A 17,320-nucleotide genomic window follows, 5' to 3' on the forward strand; every position below is an offset into this window, starting at 1 on the left:
AGGTCTGCATCACGTAAATCCACAGCTTCCAGCTGCGCCCCGCATAACGTAGTCACAGACAGGTGTGCTCCAGACAGATCCGCCCCGCTCAGGTTCGCATCACGCAAATTAGTGTATTCTAAATTTGCGCCGGTCAAAGTTGCCTCACACAAGTAAGCGTTCTCCAGTGAAGCACGTTCCAAATTTGCATCAGTCAGATTGGCTTTCCTAAATCCGAAACTTCCAATTGGGCGTATTTCAGGTCTATACCCGAGAGATTTGCATTGCTCATATTCGCCTGCTGCCCGCCGTCCTCATCCAGCAGCCATTTTTCATGCTGCGCCAAAACCTCTCCGAGCTTTTGCGCGGTAAACGTCTGCGCATTGATCCTTTCTGTGGTTTCCTCTGCTGTCGGTGCAGTAAAGAACTTTGCAAATAGCGGCTTTTTCATAAAAATAGCCCCTTTCAAACTTTGTGTTCTCTTTGTGTTACAAAAAAGGTGTGTGTAACACACGTTGAGGGCTTTGCCCTCAAGCTGTTGAACGGCGTGTGTAACACGCCTTATCCTGCCTTTCCAAAACGCTTCGCGGTTTTGGACAGGTTTCCGCCTCCTACGGGGCGGAAAGGCCCCCGTCCCCCGTCCCTCGTCTCTCGTCCTTCGTCCCTAGCCAGACAGTCAACGGTAGCTCCCAAATCCGCAAGCGCATGCGGATTTGGCCTTGTCCTCCGTCTCTGGCCGGGGAATCAGCGGGAACGGTAAGAGAGGAAAAAAACTTTACAGCTTCGTTATGGTCTGCTCCATTGTCGGCTCTAAATCTTTTCCAATGTTGTTTCTCAAGCCGTACTTTTTAACCTTTCTACAGCCTCCTGATTGAGCCACAGACATTCCGTGCGTTTTGCTCCTCGCTCGGCGGTCGTGTGCTTTTGAACAACCGTCCAACCGGCAAGAGCGTCCCGGTACATGCCGTTGTCGTATCCAGACAGTAGTACGGGGCCGGAATGATGCAGCAGTGCTTGCAGTAGTTCCTGATGATCCGCGTCGCTCATTTCATTACGGTACTGGTTGCCGTTCATGGTTCGCGTGGCTTTGGGGTAAGGAGGGTCCGCGTAAATGAGCACGTCCTTGCCGTTATAGGCGTGAATCAGCTCCAGCGCGGGACGATTTTCAATCTGCGCATCTTTTAGGCGCTCCGCTGCCTGCATCACAACCTCCGGTAACCGGTTCCAAAGCTTGGGATTGTCCGGGCCTCCGTCTTTCCGTGCGCCGGTGGTGGCACGAAAGCTCTTTTTGCCCTCAGTCCGGGCACCAAAGGCCATCCAGCAGCAGATAGCAAACTGCCGAGCCTGCTCAATACCATCTGTCGAATCAGGGAGAAAAGAAGCTTCCATAAATTCAGTGCGCGCCCACGGGGTCATGCGGATTGCATTAGCCAGCTCCACGGGATGCTCCCTGCAGCAGCGGAAAAACTGAACAATCGCGCCGTCAACATCGTTGATCGTCTCAATACGGCTTTTAGATTTGTTGAAAAACACCGCCCCACTGCCGAAGTACGGCTCCAGATAGCTTTCGTGGAGCGGAATGTACTGAGATATCCACGGTGCCAGCCGCCATTTTGCACCGGGATATTTTAGAATTGGATTCATACCCTCCTTCGTTCCTTTCTTGCAAAATTTGCCGCTAAACGCAAAAAGGCCGCCGTCCTGTGTCTCTGGCCGGGGAATCTGCGGAAATGGCAAGAGAGAGAAAAAACTTTACAGCTCCGGTTCAGCTTCCGGCTCCCGTGACATTCCCGCTTGCATCCGCTCAATTGCTTTGGCAAACCGAATGCTTTGCTGATATGAGCTGTCATCCAGCTCCATGCGGGGCTGAGGCGTATCCCGCTCCTGAATCTGCACCTTGACCTGCCCGGTGGAGATGTAGAGTGCCTTGCAGACCTGATCCAGCATGGGATAGCCCAACCGGGAGAGGTCGAAGGGGGTCACCGTGCAAGCACTGTTCCACGAAAAGAGATTGTGGGCCACGTCGATGAGCTGCTGAGTGCGTTCATCAAAGCCCTGCGTGGAACGCTTGATTCTGGTAAAGTCAATGCCGTCGCTGTCGATGTACTTGGCTGCGGTGTCCGTTAGCTCCGCATCGGTGGAGAGCAGGTACAGCGCCGCCTGATAGGATGAATCTTTTGCTTGTGTCGCGTGGAGCAAGGATTCCAGCTTCAGATAATTTTGAGCCTGTGTCATGTTCATGTCCTCCTCAATTTTCAGTATTAAACGTGATTCCCTCGGGTGTGTAGATGTTTACTGAGGTAACTTCATGGAAACCGTTCTTTTGAATTTGAATCGTGGTCATATCTTCAGCACTACCAGTCTGATGTACCGCAAGCATTCCTACTTCAAATTCGCCGTAGCCTAAAACTCCTGTCTCGGCTTCCTGCCAATATACCGATATTTTGTTTTTGCCCTTCTCAAAGTTAAGGCGAAGAGAGGCGGGTTCGACGGTTATCCTGGTTATTGTTTTCTGCTTCCATATAACAAAATTGCCAACAATGAGAAGTGCCAGACCTAATGCAAAAAGACAAACGATCATATTCCCTCCATAGTTTTATTCGCGCTGTTCAGCCTCGTCCTTGTCCACCAGATACGCATCAATGCAGCACTCTATCTGCGCTGAAACTTTGGCCTGATCCTTTTCTGACAGCTCAGAAAACCTTTTAAACAACCGTTCGCCGCAGATGTGGCAGTAACGGTCTTCATCCTGACATTGGTTTCCGCAATGAGGGCAACACTTTCTTTTTGCCGCCTGCTCCATGGGCGTTACCTCGTCCAAATAATGCTCCAGCATTTTATAGATAAGCGCCGTAACCTCTGGAGCCTGACTAAAATGCACCACGTCAAGCAACTCATGACAGGCAAGGCTGTATTGTCCCATGCCCAGCGCTCTTTCCGCCGTGAAAATGTGGGACAGGTAGCCGCAGCAATAACCTCGTTTGCTTCTGATCCGACGGGCAAGCTCTCGCAGCGCCAGCAGGCCACGCCGGTTCTCTTCTTCCGTGTACACCCTCAGCCACGGGAAATCGCTGATCGGCTCCTCTAGATAATTGCGCTGCTCCGCTTTTGGGGTAAGGCTGCTCTGACCGAAGACGCTGGCAGTGTCCGGGCAGGTTGTTTTGTCATTTCTGTGCCGCATTTCGTTTAAAATATTTTTGCCTTCTATATTGGCGTATAGCAGGAGCACTACAATGAGGATAAGCTGCATTACGATAGAGATAATTTCGCTGATATTTTCGCTTGCCATATGCTCAAGAAGACGACCTACAGAGACCCAAGTAATTGCTACAAAAGGCAAATTGATGATTAGAAAGACAATATAGCGCCGCGCCTTTTCCCAATGCTCTTTCAGAAAACCAACTATATTAGCGATCAAGAAAAGCAGGAAAAAGGCTGCGACCGGAGCGCATACCCCCGCAGCAAGAAACGCCGTGTATTCTTCGTAAGTTAAATTCCTCATTTTTTCCTCTCAAAATAGAGCTTCAGCGCCTGCTGGATGGTGGTTTCAATTTCCTCCTGGGTGGTTTCCTCCGAAAAGTAACGCCGCACGGTCTTATAGGGCAGCGTCACCTTCCGCAAATTCTTCCCCCTGGGCTGCACCAGCTCTTCCAGCATTTCCGGCGTAAACTCTGCGCCGCCAGATTCCGCTTCCCGCAGCCGGTCGGCCAACTCCTGAGAAATGTACACGCTGCGCTCCTGAAAGCAAAAGTTTTCCACAATCTGCCGATTTTCAGGAAAGAGGAAAGAAAGGGTCGCGCCGATGGTCAGCCCCAGCTTCTTTTCATCCACAGCCTGAAGCAGCTCCGGTGTTAAGTACGTCAGGCGAATATAGCGGAATACAGTGTCTCTGCTCTCTCCGCTGTTGTCTCCAATAAGCGAAGCGGAATCTATTCTTTCGGACTTTGTCGCAAGCTGCGATGAGGTTAAATCCGTCCGCATTCCCTGACGATTCATAGCCGCCAGTTGCATCTTATAGGCAAACGCTTTTTCAGAGGGCAACAGGTTCTTCCGCTGCTGAAGGTTGGTGGAAATCATCTGCATGATGGCTTCATCGTCGCTCAGATTCCGCACCAGACAGGGAACCACCGTATACCCCGCTGCACGGGCTGCTATGCGCCGGTTATGTCCGGCAATGATCTCATATTGGTGATTGCCCAAGGGGCGCACAATCAGTGGCTGGATGATGCCGTGGTTAATAATGTCCTTCCGCAGCGCTTCCAAATCCTCCTGGGAGTACGGGCGGAAAGGTTGCTTCTCCATGCCGGTTGCAAAATCCCGCAGCAGGTTAATTGGTAGCTCTACCAGCGCGTCACCGGCTACGGGCTGCTGAACGGTTTCCGTGGTGGGTTCCGTGGGGGATTCCTGTCCGGGAAAGTACGGCGTCCCGGCAAACAGCCTGTCCAATGCGTCATTGCTCTTATTTCCCATGTTCTTTCTCCTTCTCATAAATAGTCCCGCAGAAAGGAACTTCTGCTGGGGTGGCGCAGCTTGCGTAGCGCCTTAATTTCCATTCGCTGCTCCTCGTCCAGAGGGAGCAGCAGCTCTTCCGCCGTTTCCTCGGCGGTGTAGACCTCCCCGCCCACGAAACCGAAGCGCAGGCGGATTGTGCTTTCTTCCAACGGCTCCAGTGTCTTCAGTACAGTCCGAACCTGTGTGCAAAGGTCTTCCTGCTCCAGAAGCTCCTGCGGCGTTGGTTCGTCCGTTTGATACACCTCGCCTAAGGTGGAGCTGTCTACGTCATCTGAAAGCGGGGCATCTAAAGATGTTGCACTGGAAGTCCGAATGTAGATTAGGAGCTTCCGGACAATGGCCGGGGGGATGGTCATTTCTTCCGCAATTTCTTCCGGCTTTGGGTCGCGTCCGGATTCCTTTGTAAGACATTCTGAGACGTAGTTTACTTTACGAATGGCGCGGGCCGTCGTCGAAGGGAACCGCAAAACTCGTTTTTGCTCAATCATGCGATGCACTGCATTCTTGGCTTTTACGGTAATGACAGCAGCCAAATTCAGTTCTCTTTGTTTGCTGCATACGTCAATTGCCTCCAGCAGCCCGAACGCTTCTTCCTGTATCAGGTCTTCTGTGGAAATGCTGCCGCCATAGCTGTATCGCCTTGCAATAATGGCCAGCAGCGGAAGATAGGATTCTGCCAACTCCTCCCGGCTCTGCTCACCGGCGACTACGGCACGCTGCGCGTCGGCAATATCCTCAATGCGCACCGTGTGCTGCTGAAGCTGCTCCTTCGCTTCGCGCCCGATCCGAATTGCCCGAAGCAACACCTGCTCCCTGTCCGGTGACATTCCGCCGTATTTGCGATAGTCCGGCAGGGTCGTGGCTCTGTTTTTTTCTTCTCTCATAATCTTTCGCGGTCAGTCAGCCTCACGGCTGCGGGGGTTGGGGTTTCTCCCGCTGCCGCTCCAGCTCCGCCTGCGCCTCCTGCATCCGGCGGCGCTTGCCCAGGAACCAGTATTCAAACCAGAAGAGAGGAAAGAACCACACCCCCACAGAGGCCATAACAGGCAGGCAGGAGGGAGTAAACCCATCTCGCGCAAGGGAATAAATAAAGGGATAGACCAGGTAATACAGGGCAAAGGGATACGCCAAAGTCATTACGGCCAAAATTGTGAGCGCTGCGCCAGCAAACAAACTAACGTCCATTCCAAGGAACGTGGTCTTTTGAGGGGGATTTCCTGTACTGGCATTTTGCTTTACAGCTTTTGTATTGTTCATAGCTTGAGGTTCCTTTCTTCATGTTCAGTTGGTCACATGGATATACCGATCATTTATTACATCATCAAAGATGTAGAGCGATTTATTAACGGTGGTGTAGAGCTGTCCACCAGGGGTCCATGCATCCAGCACGCGCACCGGCACGGTGTAGTCCATATTGTCCGGATACCAGATGGGCGTGTAATGAATCCGGTTGGAGTAGTAAGAAAACGGGCTTTTCTTGAACGCCCAGCGCCGCACGTCCGTCTTTTCCAGCAGCCGGTTATATTCTTCATATCCAAACTCCGGGAAGGTGGCCACAGCGTTTTGAATTTGCGTTACATCATAGCTGGACACGCCCGAGCCATGCTGCACCATCGGGTCAACGCTAATCTCCACCGCATAGCCGGATTTCATAGTGGTCTGGCCGTTTCCCATACGGTAGGACGTCTTGCAGCGCTGGTCCGGATTTAGGGACGAATCATGAATCACCAGCGACGCGCCATAGGTCACATACTTCCACTTCCAGACGCCGAAAAATTCCTCGGCGTACCACTCGCCCCATGTGGTGCTCAGGTTGCTGCCATAGTCCGGGACCTCCGGCAGCGTGAAGCCGTTGTTCCGGTCGTTATAGGTGGGGTCCGGGGGTATGTTTTCCTCCAGCTCCGTCACATTGATGCGCAGCGTCACGGAGGAATCCCCGCCAAAGGCGGTGGCGGTCAGGGTCTGCGGCGTGCTGGGCGTGTGCCATTGCATCCAAACAAGCTGCGAGCCGCCTTCCGGGCAGATAAAGCTTTTGCGGTAGGTCTTCCCTCCGACTGACATCACCGCATAGGCATTATCATCCGGGGCAATTTCCTTGTTGGAGGATAACTGGAAGCTAATAATTACGTCCGTATCCGTGTGAAATTCATAATCGTACTCACCGGGCGTCACGGGCGGCGGCGCGGCCTTGAAAGAGACAATGCCCATTCCTAAGTAGCGAATAATATCGGCGTTGGTCTGCTTGCCGGACTTTGCGCCCGACCACTTGTCCAGGTGCAGCTCCGCGTCCGACTTCTCAAGGAACATGGAAAGCGGCAGGTTCTGATGTGTCAGGGACTTCATCCACGCCCGGAGCTGGCCCTCAATCTGCACGTCGTACATGGCGGCTTCAGTTGCCGTCATGGCCCACTTGACGCCCTTGAACACGAAATAGGCGATTGGCTCCAGAAGAAGCTTGTATTCGCCGCCTATCAGGTCTTCGTAGGGAACGCCGATACCTCCGGCAATGGCCCGGATACAATTTTCCTCCGTAAAATATCGGCGAATTGCGTCAATGTTATTGCCGCCTGCACCGCCAACAATGGTAGGTATCTCTCGTTCTTTAGGAAGGACGGTGCTGGTGTATTGGTTCACAATAATGTTAAGCGACGTGCCATGTAAATAATCCAGCTTATTTCTTGGCACAAATGAACGCCTAACACTGGCTGCTTCTGGCTTGTTGCTCCAGTCCATCTGGTAAACCTTTTGGCCATTTTTCAGAACGGTGATGCGGCAGCCGTCCTCGTTGTTCCAGTAATTCTGCTTGCTGCCTTCGCCCATTCCACCGCCGCCGTCACCGCTTCCGCCGCCGCCGTCAATGTTTCCGTCTCCAATGGGGTCAGCCAGTACCGGCATGGTTAAAGACAATGCCAGGACCGCCGCCAGCAGCCCCGCTAAAAACCGATTTCTTTGCAAATATCTCACCCTTTCAAAAAAGAAAACCCCCTGCGTCCATTGGTACGCAAGGAGTTTCGTTTACTGTTCAGTTTTGCTTTCCGCCCAGGGCGTATCTCAGCCCATTTCGCCAACGTAGTTTCCGGTATCGGGACCCATTTCAATGTAATCTGTTTGGCCACCGCTACCAACATCCACCCAACCAAAGCCATCAACGTATTCCTGCTCTTTGCCGTCAACCGTTCGGATATCTCCATCTTTAGGAGTGGAGCTACCGGGCTTAGACGGTGTGCTAGGTTTAGTGGAGCCGTCCGAAGGCTTAGTGGTAGAGCTGTCGGAAGGCGGTGTGGTAGCCTTATCGCCGGTGGAAGGCTTCGTGGTGGTGTCGCCGGTTGAGGGTTTCGTGCTATCTGTGCCGGTGATGGGCGTCGTGGTGCTCGGCTGCTCCCCGTGATAGGCCCCGTCCGTGCCGGTAATCTTCCCGCCCCCGCTGCCGATGTTGGCCGTGGGTGTGCCGGGTGCCGCCGTGGTGGTGTCCAGCTCGTCTGGATCGGCGTTCCATGTGCGGTCAACGGTAACGTTGCCGTCTGCGTCCGTTGTGACCTTGATACTGTCATCAACAGAGTTGGTGCCGGGCGTGGTCTTGGAAATAGAGGCAGGGTTGGAAGTGTCAATGGTGAAATTATAATCCTTCGGCGTATCGGGAACTGCCTGCGCCTGGGCGGCAGTAAGTTCCGCAGCTCGTTCCTCCTGCTTGCCGGGGATGTAGATGAAGTTGACATAGTAGGCCAGCGCGCCCACCGCAGAGAGCGCCAGCGCAAACGCGGTGATGGGCTTCCAGTTTCTTTTCAAAGCTCCGTTCATTTCAAACAACCTCCTGTCAGTTGGTTTTATTTTCCTCTAAAGTATCACAATCCATGGGGTTTTGCAACGGCACAAGCTTTATTCTAAGAGTAGCAAGTGTTTCCGCTGATACATATTGCTGTCAATCAGAATTAACCATGCCGCTATCCGGCTTAGCAAGCTGCGTGGATTCCGCTGCCGCCTGTTCTTTTTTCAGGCGGCGAAGTTCACGCTGCTTGGCGTTGATTTCATCCTTGTGAGCCTGATAATATGTGGCGTCCTTCGCGGCAATTTTTTCTCGGTTTTGTTTTTGGTAAACAGCACTCTTTGCCCGGGCTTCTTCTTTGTGTGCCGTATACCATGCTGCATGATATTGGGAAACTTCCTCTTTGTGTAATTCTCTGTAAGCTGCTTGATAAGAAAGTAGTTCTGCGCTATGTGTCTGATAATAAGCAGCCAGCATGGAGGCAATTTCACTCTGGTGTTGCTTACGATAGATTGCCTTCTTTGCAGCAAGCTCTTCGCGATGCTGCTCTTTGTAGGCAGCGTGCTTAACAGCAAGCTCCTTACGATTCTTTTCATAGTAGTCAGCACTCTTGGAATAAAGCTCTTCACGATGCTGCTCTCGATAAGCAGCATCCTTTGCGGCAACTTTTCCTCTATGGAGCTTGCGATATTTGGCAGCATAGGCCTTTATTTTTTCTCGGTTTGCTTGATAGTATTGTTTCTGAGTTTCAAGTATCCTTCTGCGGTTGGCCTGATAATAAAGTTTTTGATACTGCGCTTTATCGTATTCCTTTTTAGAAAGAATAGTTGTCTTCTCAACTTTTTTAAGATCACGATAGGCAGCGTGGGTAACTTTATCTAAAATGCAGTCTTCATAGAGACAGTGCAGACAATCTTCATTACAAATCATGTTCATGCAAGCACCTCATACGCCCGTATTCGGCGTAAGTCTAGTTCGTCTTCTTCAGGCTCATCCTTCAGGCATTTGGAATAGCATTGAGCGCCGTCATGAACGCGCAGCCTGCCGGTGTCGTAACAGTACATACAGGCGGGAATATCAACACCCCCTGCGCCAAACAGCTTTCGCCAATAGATGCACCCGGTGCAGTCGTTCATTCCCATCCGCTGTGACACAGCCTGAATAAAGTCCTGTTGAAACTCACGGGCCTCTAAAGCGGAAACCTCTTTTAAGGCGTCGGAACCATATTCAATGCTCCAGTAAATGGATCTGATAATCTTCATCCGCCTTTGACCATCTTCATAAGCCTGTATCGTGTGCCTGATGGATGAGTTGATGGCCTGATAGCGTCGCCGCTCCTCTGCTGGCAGTTCGACCGAGGCCGCGCTTGCCGTTGGGTCCTTGCCGTGGCTGCAGCTGATCGAATATCTTAGGCTGCGCATTTTCTCCGCCAGCGTCGGATAGCTCCGAATAATCTCTTCAATAATCGCATCATTGCTTCCCACGCCGTATCACCTCTTTCCTCTCTCGTAAAAACTTTTTTCCATTAAACTATTACTTTTGCTGGTTTTCTGGTAATATCTTTAATAGCCGTGCTTATGTATGCGTACCTGTATGGACTTTTCAAGGTGCAATTGGCGCTTGCCTCAGCCGTTTTCTGAGCCTCGCATATAAGCTAAAAAGGCTTGCTTTGGAATTTTAACGCGTGTACCAACTACTATCACGGAGAATCCAAGAGCCTCTGGCCGCTCTCGGGCCTGAAGCCTAATCATTTGTGGACGGCAGCGGAGAATAGGCGCAACTTGATTAGGTGTAAGGGTTTCAGAAGAAACCACTTCAATATCGGTTAAAGTCATGCGTATTGTCCACCTCGCAACGTGTCGCGTTTGATGCGACATTCGAATTAAAAAAAATATTATTTGCTTCTACAGGAGTGAGTTGAAGTATCTCTTTGAGTTGATTCGCCTCTTTAATACTGATGTTTTCACCGCCCGTATTAAGCCTTCGATACAAAGTGCTTCGGTTAATACCCATCATATCCGCTAGATTTTCAATTGTTAGTCCACACTCTACAATTTTTCCACGAAGCTTGTTAATGCTTACCATTAATCGTCATCTCCTATTGTCAGATGTCGCGTCTCATGCGACAAGGTCATTATAGTAGCAAGTTTTGCATTTGTCAACAATAATTCTCACGTTGTGCGAATTCTGTTTTCCAAGCGTATTTTAATGTTGCATTATTGCGAAGCTCGTGCTAGTATTATGAATGCTAAAAAGCGAGGTGGTTATAAGCTATGACAACTGGTGACCGCATTAAGCAAAGAAGAAAAGAGTTAGGTTTGAGTGTAAGTGAATTAGCTCGAGCACTCGGAAAGAACAGGGCAACTATTTATCGATATGAGAGTAATGATATTGAGAATTTACCTGTAAATGTTCTTGAACCTTTAGCCAGAGCACTCGATACAACGCCTGCAAAACTTATGGGTTGGTATGATAGAGAGCCTCCATCACAAAACGATCTAGAGTTTGAGCATAATATTGTTTTTAATGCTTTTCTAGCACTTTCAGAGGACATAATTGCTGATCCCAAGAAAGGTTGTGTACTTGTAAAGGCCATATGTAAATCGAGTACAACGTATGAAATCATTATAGAGATAATGCGAAATATCTGCCGTTTAAATTATACACAAGATATGTCAGGCTTATATGCATTGGCCAGCATCAGCCAGCACTTATATGGGTTACCCGCAGATGCGTGTCAGCAACTTAAGCAATACGCTGACTTCTTAGCTAAGACAGAGGAGGATAAACATGTAGGGGGTCAGATCTAAAAATGACACATAAACGAGGCAACGGAGCTGGCACTGCACGTAAGAGAGGTACTACTTGGACAGCAATCTGGACAATTGGAACAGTTCTCGAAGACGACAAAGTGCGGCAGATCCGCAGAACAAAAGGCGGCTTTCGTACAAAGACGGAGGCGTTGGCCTTTGCTGCTCAACCAACATCTGACAGTAACGGACAGGCTCCAAGTCTCTATTCATATTGGGAAACATGGAAGAATAATGAACTTCCGAAGTTAGGCAAATCAAAGCAAACCGCATATAAGATCGCAAAAGCAAAAATGGAAGCTATTATGTTTCGCCCAATTGATAAGTTAACAATTAAAGAGCTACAGGCAGAGGTGGACATAAAAGCTGCAACATACTACACAGCTAAAGACTGTAAAACACGGCTTTCACACTTATACCGAATGGGCATAGCGGAGGAGTGGATTCACACAAATCTGGCGGATTTTATTAATCTGCCGCCACTTGATGAAAAAGAATTGCAGCCATTCAGTGAAATTGAATTGCACAAGTTGTGGGATATCTACGGAAAAGGGGAGTACTTTGTTGGCTTCATTCTTTTGATGATTTATACCGGGATGATGCCGGGTGAACTATTCCAATTGAAGAAAGATATGATTAATTGGGACACATACGAGATTAAAGGTTGCGGTCTCAAGACCAAAAAACGGAAGGAAACGCCAATTGTATTCTCCGAGGTTATCGCGCCGTTACTCCTGGACTTGTGTCAACAGTCTCAAAGCCGTGTGGGAAATGTGCTATGCATGAATAGGGACAAGTTCTATACCAAATACCACGACACATTAAAACTGGCGGGGGTGAGAGATTTGCCACCGTATTCATGCCGACACACAACTGCAACTGCTTTAGCACTCGGTAATATCGCGCCTTCTGTTATTCAAGAGGTCATGAGGCACACGAAATTCAGTACAACTCAACGCTATATTCATCCAGACATGGCTTCTGCGCATCATGCAATTAACAGTCTTGATAAAGGAAAAGCTACTAAATAGAGAAATCCCCGAGGAGCAAATGCTTCTCGGGGATTTTTTGTACACTACTGATGTACACTACCCTGTACACTACACAGCGGAGTTTTATGTTCCTTGGTGGAATTTTACGGAACTTTTATAGTTTGCTTGCATATCAAAACAAACAGAATTAACATATAAAAAGTGCCTATAAATCGCAATTCATTGCGATTTATAGGCACTTTTTGGCGGAGAAGGAGAGATTCGAACTCTCGCGCGGTTTAACCCGCCTACTCCCTTAGCAGGGGAGCCCCTTCGGCCTCTTGGGTACTTCTCCATCTGTCAAATTGTATCCTTCGTTTATGGAAAAAAAATGTGGCGGAGAGAGTGGGATTCGAACCCACGGACACTTGCGTGTCGCCGGTTTTCAAGACCGGTTCCTTCAACCGCTCGGACATCTCTCCATCAGAAAAGCAACTTTTTCCGGAAGACCTGAATATCATAGCACATCTGTCAGAAGTTTGTCAACAGGATTCTGCCCTGCAACGGCATGTGGCTCACTTTATGACAGCACCTGAATCGGGCGCGGCAAAAGCGGCAGAGAGAGGGCAGTAAATTTTTGCAAAAACTTTAAAAAAACGCTTGCAAATTTTTCAATGCTATGCTATTCTAAGTAAGCTGATTTGCAGCAAGTGTATCCGGGTGTAGCGCAGTTGGTAGCGCACTTGACTGGGGGTCAAGGGGTCGTGAGTTCAAGTCTCGCCACTCGGACCAAAGAAAATCGCCAAATCCATTGTAGCACAGTGGACTTGGCGATTTTTATATTTTCTTGAACTTTTGTTTTTGTGACGCAAAGTTTGGAGAAATAGATTCCTATTGCAGTGTTATTGCAGACTTTCATTTATGCACGAAATCGTAGAAATAGACACGGTTTTGGAAATGGGATTCCTCGTGAGAGCCAACCGGTCCCTACGGGGGAGCAGAAAAAGAATTAAACTCGGCAGTCTTTCGGAGTTTTATCATCCCGTAGCCCCTTAAATACAGGTTGTCGGAGCATCCCGGATGCAGTTTTCTCCATATATTTTACCGTACACACTAGTACGGGGCTAATCCATACTGTTTCCTCGCTATCTGCAAACAGGGCTTTGGATATGGGGATACTTGAGATAATCTGATAGGCTTGCTTAGATACCCCCAACGTTACATGGCCTTTATAAATTAGTTGGTCTCCATCGTACTGTCCCAGCACGATACTGACTACGCCGCCGCTTTTTTCGATAAACCCGCAGACTACAAAATCATCGTCTTTGAGATTTTTAAACTTTATCCAATCCTTTGTCCGCTTGCCGGGATAGTAAAGGCTTCCCTTGCGCTTCGCAACAACGCCCTCAAGCCCTTGTTGGGCCGCGAGATCATAAAGGGTAGTCCCCGCTTGCTCTATATATCTGGATAGAGCCAACGTCCCGTTCTCCGATACCGCCTTTCCTAGTAAAACTTTCCTTTCTTCCAACGGGCGATCCATTACGGCATGATCTTGATAATAAAGGATATCGAATGCTGTAAAACAAGCCGGGTAGGATTGCATTGCAACCTGTATCTTAAAATGATTAGATAACAATGAGCGCCGCTGTACCTGTGAAAAATCCGGTTTTCCATCCACGAGAATGGCTAATTCCCCGTCGAGGATGCATTTAACTTTTGCAGCTTTGTGGATAGCGATCAGTTCCGGGAAACGAGCATTAAGTTTGAGCGCACGTTTATTTTGCAGGACCGTGCCATTACCATCCAGATAAGCTACGCACCGCTCCCCATCAAGCTTTAGTTCATAGATAAAATTTGGATCGTCAAACGGCTCTTGCATCTCGGATATCAGCATGGGGTGAATGCCTTTTTGCTCAAATAGATCAATCATGCGCCCTTCTTTTTGCTCTTAACTGGCTTTTTCTGCTGATTAACACTTGCTTTGAGGGCTTCCATGAGATCAATGACATTCCCGTGCTCCTCGGGCGCTGCGGCAACAATTTCTTTCCCGGCTATCTTTGTTTCCAGCAGTTCCCGGAGCTTCACCTGAAATTCGTCCTTATATTCTTCTGGCTTAAAAGGCGTATCCATAGAAGAAATCAGCATTTTTGCCATGTTCAATTCTGCTTCTATCGGCTCGGGCTTATTGTAGCTTTTGGGAAGGTCCTTCACTTCATCGGCGAAAAACATGGTGGCGATCAGCATTCCATCCTTACGGGGAATAATAGCCATAAGGGTGTCCTTAGTCCCCATAACGGTTTTACCAATGGCAATTTTCTGCTCTGCCATGAGGGCGGCGCGGAGCAATTCAAACGCTTTCTCTCCTCCAGCCTCTGGAACGGCCTGATAGGTCTTCTCATAATAGATCGGCGGAATTTGATTCAACTGGGCAAAGTGCAAAATTTGAATAGACTTATCCTTTTCGGTTTTGATTTTTTCAAGTTCATCATCTGACACAACCACATAATGATCTTTATCGTATTCGTATCCTCTGATAATATCATTGGAGCCTATTTCCTTTCCACAATGGGAGCATGTTTTTTTGTAGCGAATCCTCGAATTATCCTCTTTGTGCAATTGATTAAAATGAATGTCGTTATCCTGCGTAGCCGTGTAGAGAGCCACAGGAATGGCAACGAGTCCAAAGGAAATTACGGTTTTTGCAGATACTGCCATATATATATCACCTCATGAGTAGGATTTGTGCGGCAGATTTTTTTATTCCTTTGCAGCCACAAACCATCTTCCTTTCTCCATCCAAAGATAGCGCTCTTGCCCGCGTATCAGGCAGGTGTACCGATCTCCAACACCGCCCACGCTCTCACAAGCAGCCCGCCGCACATCCAGTATCTTGTCAATGGTGTATCGGTGCGCGGGGTCGAATTCGATTTCCAATGGCCGCAGTTTCCCTTCGGTATCAAATCTAACGGTTACAGGCACATATACCTTTTTCATACTTTACCTCATGCAAAATATCCGACAGGATGAATAGTATGATCATCCTTGGGGTTGATACTTCCTAAAAGCGGATCGGTGTAGATTAGTGCACGTTGCAGGCTCATATATCCATACCGATGCCGAATATCATCCACCGCCTTATCAATGCGTTCCCACCTCTCTCGGCGCTGCTCGTCGGGGAAAAGGGAGGTCTGTTCGTACATTCCATTTTCTACAATCCCGCTTCCCCGAATGCCGATGCTGCGTATAGGCTTCTCCCAATGGTAGTTTGCAAGAAAAAGAGCGTAGGCCGCGTCCGCCATCTCCGCGCTGGAGCAACTAGGGCTTGGCAGTTTGCATTGCCGGATAAAAGATCGCAATTCCGTGTCCCGGACATACACCTCCACCACCGTACAGCGGGACATCAGCTCCCGCATTCTGGCGCAGACACTTTCTGCCAGCAATAAAAGCATCAAGCGCACGTCGCCGTTGTTGCACAGATCGCGCGGCGTGGTGGCGCTGTTGCCCACGGACTTTATCGTCGGGACATACTCTGTGGTCTGCACGGGCGAAATGTCCCGTCCGTTGGCAAAGGTGTGCAGAATAACCCCCATTTTACCCAGCCTGCGATGGAGGAATTCAACTGGCGATTCGGCCAGCGCCCCGATGGTGGTAATCCCCGCGCGGCGCAGGTTCTCTTTGGTTGCCGGACCCACATATAACAAATCCTCCACTGGCAGAGGGTAGACAATTTCCTTGTAGTTATCCTTTTCAATTCTGGTGATAGCGTTGGGCTTTTTGTAGTCGCTGCCAAGCTTTGCGGTAATCTTGTTGTCCGACACGCCGATGCTGACGGTGAGGCCTAGCTCAAACTGAATGCGGCGGCTGATCTCTTGGGCGATGTGCATGGCATCACCGGCGATCACCGCGCTGCCTGTTACGTCGAGCCACGCTTCATCCAATCCAAACGGCTCAATCTGATCTGTATAGTCGGCATAAATCTCCCTCGCCATCTTGCTGAACCGAATATACTCCGCCATATCCGGGGCCAGTACAATTAAATTCGGGCATTTCTGCTTCGCCTGCCAGATGGCCATGCCCGTTTTCACGCCGAAGGGCTTCGCCAGATAATTTGCTGCCAGTACGATACCATGCCGCTCCTCCTGATTTCCGCATACCGCGAGGGGCCTGCCCCGCAGCTCCGGATGCCGCTGCATTTCCACGGATGCATAAAAGCAATTCTGATCTATATGAAGAATGTTACGTGCCATGCAACCACCCCCTTGCTTATAATATATAGAACAGAAGTTCTAATTATGCAAGCGGTAATTACTTCCTTCCCTGCCATAGAAATTAAAAAATCCCCCGTAAGAACCGCTCTGGCTCCTACGGGGGAATCTTTATATTGCACAAATCCGCCCTTTATTTTTGTGCATAATTTTCCTGTAAATACCCTAATTACGCATTGACAATACTACGATACAGTAGTATTGTAAGAATATAAATAGCAGCAAACAAACGAGAGCGCAAGACCTCACCGGCACAGCCGGGAGGCGGCTCAAGGAGATAGCTATGATGGAAGTAATTAGGAAGAAAATGCACAAGGGCAGCGAGATCCAAATCTGGTGCGGAACGGATGCCGAGGGCAGGAAGATTTACTCCGTATCCGATGCGAGCGATATTGAGGAGCCTACCGGCGGCCTGTACAGCCAGAAAGCGGCACTGGATAGCTACTATATGAGCTGTATTGAGAACCGTATAGATGATATACACGTAGAAGCAGAAAGGATCGGCGGCTACACCCCAGAGATGAATGCCCGCCTCCGTGAGATGCATTCGGAAATTCAGAAATATAAATTTTGAGCGCTGAGCGGATAAGCACCGTCCCGCCTGATGATGTCCTGTCGGGAACAGGCCGAACCGCCCCGGCAAGGGACATCGCGGAAAACCGAACAGAATAGCCGCCCCCGCCCGGCTAAAGGCGGGGAGAAAGGAGCCTATGACAGTAAAAGAGTATGCCGCCAAATATGATATCTCAATCCGAGCAGTATATCACGGATTGTATTCCGGCCGCATTGCCGGTGAAATCGGGCTGGGCGGGTGGAATATCAACGATTGCCCGCCAACCAAGTCCGCACGCTTCAGATCGGCCGACGAACTTGCAGGGCTGCCAGATTACGAGCTTTCCATTATCTGGCATACTGCCTCCATATGCGGCGACAGCATCCAAATTCGCAATACCGATCCGTATTATGGGCGCACAGTTAGCGAAGTGCTGCACGGGAGCCTTTGGTGCTCTCCGCGCAATG

General features: G+C 49.5%; 22 protein-coding genes and 3 tRNA genes. 5 read left to right on the forward strand and 20 right to left on the reverse strand.

The genetic code is table 11. From position 1 onward, the window contains the following. The 14 genes from RTK01_RS16875 to RTK01_RS11100 form a co-directional block, all read right to left on the reverse strand. Positions 1–182 (reverse strand): pentapeptide repeat-containing protein (locus RTK01_RS16875; RefSeq protein WP_397352737.1); only part of this gene is annotated, 182 nt, incomplete at its 3' end. 11 nt (positions 183–193) lie between these two features. Next, complete coding sequence (locus RTK01_RS11040) at positions 194–430, reverse strand: hypothetical protein (RefSeq protein WP_312281022.1); 237 nt, start codon at positions 428–430, stop codon at positions 194–196. Positions 431–813: 383 nt separating this feature from the next. Beyond that, positions 814–1,623 carry a DNA adenine methylase gene (locus RTK01_RS11045; RefSeq protein ID WP_312281023.1) on the reverse strand — a complete coding sequence of 270 codons (810 nt, stop codon included), beginning with the start codon at positions 1,621–1,623 and terminating at the stop codon, positions 814–816. A gap of 108 nt (positions 1,624–1,731) precedes the next feature. Further along, positions 1,732–2,214, reverse strand: coding sequence for a hypothetical protein (locus tag RTK01_RS11050; RefSeq protein WP_312281024.1), 483 nt, complete (start codon positions 2,212–2,214; stop codon positions 1,732–1,734). Between the two features lie 13 nt (positions 2,215–2,227). After that, entirely contained in the window at positions 2,228–2,560 is a 333-nt protein-coding gene (locus tag RTK01_RS11055; RefSeq protein ID WP_312281025.1) for a hypothetical protein, read from the reverse strand. Positions 2,561–2,575: 15 nt separating this feature from the next. Next, on the reverse strand, positions 2,576–3,481 hold the full coding sequence (locus RTK01_RS11060; protein WP_312281026.1) for a zinc ribbon domain-containing protein: 906 nt from the start codon (positions 3,479–3,481) through the stop codon (positions 2,576–2,578). Beyond that, positions 3,478–4,449 carry a ParB/RepB/Spo0J family partition protein gene (locus RTK01_RS11065; RefSeq protein WP_312281027.1) on the reverse strand — a complete coding sequence of 324 codons (972 nt, stop codon included), beginning with the start codon at positions 4,447–4,449 and terminating at the stop codon, positions 3,478–3,480. Before RTK01_RS11065 ends, RTK01_RS11060 begins: the two co-directional genes overlap by 4 nt. 14 nt (positions 4,450–4,463) lie before the next feature. Then, a complete protein-coding gene (locus RTK01_RS11070) occupies positions 4,464–5,375 on the reverse strand; it encodes a sigma-70 family RNA polymerase sigma factor (RefSeq protein ID WP_312281028.1) in 912 nt (303 codons plus the stop codon). Positions 5,376–5,397: 22 nt separating this feature from the next. Continuing rightward, positions 5,398–5,748 carry a hypothetical protein gene (locus RTK01_RS11075; protein WP_312281029.1) on the reverse strand — a complete coding sequence of 117 codons (351 nt, stop codon included), beginning with the start codon at positions 5,746–5,748 and terminating at the stop codon, positions 5,398–5,400. 24 nt (positions 5,749–5,772) lie between these two features. After that, complete coding sequence (locus RTK01_RS11080; RefSeq protein ID WP_312281030.1) at positions 5,773–7,446, reverse strand: hypothetical protein; 1,674 nt, start codon at positions 7,444–7,446, stop codon at positions 5,773–5,775. Between the two features lie 96 nt (positions 7,447–7,542). Then, the gene (locus tag RTK01_RS11085) at positions 7,543–8,289 is read right to left on the reverse strand and encodes a hypothetical protein (protein WP_312281031.1); all 747 of its coding nucleotides are present in this window, start codon (positions 8,287–8,289) and stop codon (positions 7,543–7,545) included. Positions 8,290–8,410: 121 nt separating this feature from the next. After that, entirely contained in the window at positions 8,411–9,190 is a 780-nt protein-coding gene (locus tag RTK01_RS11090) for a hypothetical protein (protein WP_312281032.1), read from the reverse strand. Continuing rightward, entirely contained in the window at positions 9,187–9,738 is a 552-nt protein-coding gene (locus RTK01_RS11095) for a hypothetical protein (RefSeq protein WP_312281033.1), read from the reverse strand. The genes RTK01_RS11090 and RTK01_RS11095 overlap by 4 nt, the downstream gene beginning before the upstream one ends. 331 nt (positions 9,739–10,069) lie before the next feature. Beyond that, complete coding sequence (locus RTK01_RS11100) at positions 10,070–10,339, reverse strand: helix-turn-helix transcriptional regulator (protein WP_312281034.1); 270 nt, start codon at positions 10,337–10,339, stop codon at positions 10,070–10,072. Positions 10,340–10,527: 188 nt separating this feature from the next. Between RTK01_RS11100 and RTK01_RS11105 the strand changes: the two genes are divergently transcribed. Both RTK01_RS11105 and RTK01_RS11110 read left to right on the forward strand, forming a co-directional pair. Continuing rightward, positions 10,528–11,064, forward strand: coding sequence for a helix-turn-helix domain-containing protein (locus tag RTK01_RS11105; RefSeq protein ID WP_312281035.1), 537 nt, complete (start codon positions 10,528–10,530; stop codon positions 11,062–11,064). A gap of 2 nt (positions 11,065–11,066) precedes the next feature. Beyond that, entirely contained in the window at positions 11,067–12,095 is a 1,029-nt protein-coding gene (locus RTK01_RS11110) for a tyrosine-type recombinase/integrase (RefSeq protein ID WP_312281036.1), read from the forward strand. A gap of 204 nt (positions 12,096–12,299) precedes the next feature. Here RTK01_RS11110 and RTK01_RS11115 read toward each other — a convergent pair. Beyond that, a tRNA-Ser gene (locus RTK01_RS11115) sits at positions 12,300–12,390 on the reverse strand. Positions 12,391–12,429: 39 nt separating this feature from the next. Continuing rightward, a tRNA-Ser gene (locus RTK01_RS11120) sits at positions 12,430–12,517 on the reverse strand. A 234-nt stretch (positions 12,518–12,751) separates the two neighbouring features. Between RTK01_RS11120 and RTK01_RS11125 the strand changes: the two genes are divergently transcribed. Continuing rightward, positions 12,752–12,827: transfer RNA gene (locus RTK01_RS11125), tRNA-Pro, on the forward strand. A 217-nt stretch (positions 12,828–13,044) separates the two neighbouring features. Here the strand turns inward: RTK01_RS11125 and RTK01_RS11130 are convergent. The 4 genes from RTK01_RS11130 to dinB are packed head-to-tail and all read right to left on the reverse strand — an operon-like array spanning position 13,045 to position 16,282. Beyond that, positions 13,045–13,965 carry an RNA ligase family protein gene (locus RTK01_RS11130; RefSeq protein WP_312281037.1) on the reverse strand — a complete coding sequence of 307 codons (921 nt, stop codon included), beginning with the start codon at positions 13,963–13,965 and terminating at the stop codon, positions 13,045–13,047. Further along, a complete protein-coding gene (locus tag RTK01_RS11135) occupies positions 13,962–14,750 on the reverse strand; it encodes a Ku protein (protein WP_312281038.1) in 789 nt (262 codons plus the stop codon). Before RTK01_RS11135 ends, RTK01_RS11130 begins: the two co-directional genes overlap by 4 nt. A 42-nt stretch (positions 14,751–14,792) precedes the next feature. Beyond that, entirely contained in the window at positions 14,793–15,029 is a 237-nt protein-coding gene (locus tag RTK01_RS11140; protein ID WP_312281039.1) for a hypothetical protein, read from the reverse strand. An 8-nt stretch (positions 15,030–15,037) separates the two neighbouring features. Next, on the reverse strand, positions 15,038–16,282 hold the full coding sequence (dinB, locus tag RTK01_RS11145; RefSeq protein ID WP_312281040.1) for a DNA polymerase IV: 1,245 nt from the start codon (positions 16,280–16,282) through the stop codon (positions 15,038–15,040). 301 nt (positions 16,283–16,583) lie between these two features. On the opposite strand from dinB, the gene RTK01_RS11150 reads away from it, so the two are divergent. Together RTK01_RS11150 and RTK01_RS11155 are read left to right on the forward strand one after the other, a co-directional pair. Beyond that, positions 16,584–16,874, forward strand: a complete 291-nt coding sequence (locus tag RTK01_RS11150) for a hypothetical protein (protein WP_312281041.1) — start codon at positions 16,584–16,586, stop codon at positions 16,872–16,874. A gap of 136 nt (positions 16,875–17,010) precedes the next feature. Beyond that, positions 17,011–17,320: hypothetical protein (locus tag RTK01_RS11155; protein WP_312281042.1), on the forward strand; the 310-nt coding region annotated here is incomplete at its 3' end.

The organism is Oscillibacter sp., from assembly GCF_031978065.1.
GTDB lineage: Bacteria > Bacillota > Clostridia > Oscillospirales > Oscillospiraceae > Oscillibacter.

Coding starts and splice junctions, on each gene's coding strand:
- RTK01_RS11040 (WP_312281022.1), bottom strand. CDS start 430: ATGAAAAAGCCGCTATTTGCAAAGTTCTTTACTGCACCGACAGCAGAG.
- RTK01_RS11045 (WP_312281023.1), bottom strand. CDS start 1,623: ATGAATCCAATTCTAAAATATCCCGGTGCAAAATGGCGGCTGGCACCG.
- RTK01_RS11050 (WP_312281024.1), bottom strand. CDS start 2,214: ATGACACAGGCTCAAAATTATCTGAAGCTGGAATCCTTGCTCCACGCG.
- RTK01_RS11055 (WP_312281025.1), bottom strand. CDS start 2,560: ATGATCGTTTGTCTTTTTGCATTAGGTCTGGCACTTCTCATTGTTGGC.
- RTK01_RS11060 (WP_312281026.1), bottom strand. CDS start 3,481: ATGAGGAATTTAACTTACGAAGAATACACGGCGTTTCTTGCTGCGGGG.
- RTK01_RS11065 (WP_312281027.1), bottom strand. CDS start 4,449: ATGGGAAATAAGAGCAATGACGCATTGGACAGGCTGTTTGCCGGGACG.
- RTK01_RS11070 (WP_312281028.1), bottom strand. CDS start 5,375: ATGAGAGAAGAAAAAAACAGAGCCACGACCCTGCCGGACTATCGCAAA.
- RTK01_RS11075 (WP_312281029.1), bottom strand. CDS start 5,748: ATGAACAATACAAAAGCTGTAAAGCAAAATGCCAGTACAGGAAATCCC.
- RTK01_RS11085 (WP_312281031.1), bottom strand. CDS start 8,289: ATGAACGGAGCTTTGAAAAGAAACTGGAAGCCCATCACCGCGTTTGCG.
- RTK01_RS11090 (WP_312281032.1), bottom strand. CDS start 9,190: ATGAACATGATTTGTAATGAAGATTGTCTGCACTGTCTCTATGAAGAC.
- RTK01_RS11100 (WP_312281034.1), bottom strand. CDS start 10,339: ATGGTAAGCATTAACAAGCTTCGTGGAAAAATTGTAGAGTGTGGACTA.
- RTK01_RS11105 (WP_312281035.1), top strand. CDS start 10,528: ATGACAACTGGTGACCGCATTAAGCAAAGAAGAAAAGAGTTAGGTTTG.
- RTK01_RS11110 (WP_312281036.1), top strand. CDS start 11,067: ATGACACATAAACGAGGCAACGGAGCTGGCACTGCACGTAAGAGAGGT.
- RTK01_RS11130 (WP_312281037.1), bottom strand. CDS start 13,965: ATGATTGATCTATTTGAGCAAAAAGGCATTCACCCCATGCTGATATCC.
- RTK01_RS11135 (WP_312281038.1), bottom strand. CDS start 14,750: ATGGCAGTATCTGCAAAAACCGTAATTTCCTTTGGACTCGTTGCCATT.
- RTK01_RS11140 (WP_312281039.1), bottom strand. CDS start 15,029: ATGAAAAAGGTATATGTGCCTGTAACCGTTAGATTTGATACCGAAGGG.
- dinB (WP_312281040.1), bottom strand. CDS start 16,282: ATGGCACGTAACATTCTTCATATAGATCAGAATTGCTTTTATGCATCC.
- RTK01_RS11150 (WP_312281041.1), top strand. CDS start 16,584: ATGATGGAAGTAATTAGGAAGAAAATGCACAAGGGCAGCGAGATCCAA.